Here is a 312-nt window from a genome sequence, read left to right as displayed (position 1 = left end):
CCTTGCGCATTTGGCGAAGGAGGTATACACGTCCGATCTCTTGCCTGACGGTAGCATAACAGGAGTGAAGCTGGCAGAGGGAGCGGTGAACGGACAGCATCTGCAGCCTGATAGCATAACTAGTGGGCACCTGGCCGAGCAAAGTGTGGAAGAGCGGCATGTAAAACCCGGCAATATCACCCTTGCACATTTGGCAGAGGAAGTATACACGTCCGATCTTCTGCCTGACGGCAGCTTAACAGGAGCGAAGCTGGCAGAGGGAGCAGTGAACGGACAGCATCTGCAGCCTGATAGCATAACTGGCGGGCATCT

Annotated in this window: 1 pseudogene; it reads left to right on the top strand. The window is 55.1% G+C overall.

Going from position 1 to position 312, the window contains the following annotated elements:
* Positions 1-312: pseudogene (locus HPT30_RS00515) on the top strand (hypothetical protein); the annotation flags it as partial.

Origin of the sequence: Paenibacillus agri, assembly GCF_013359945.1 — a bacterium.
Lineage (GTDB): Bacteria > Bacillota > Bacilli > Paenibacillales > Paenibacillaceae > Paenibacillus_AQ > Paenibacillus_AQ agri.
This window is presented reverse-complemented; position numbering and strand designations above follow the sequence as displayed.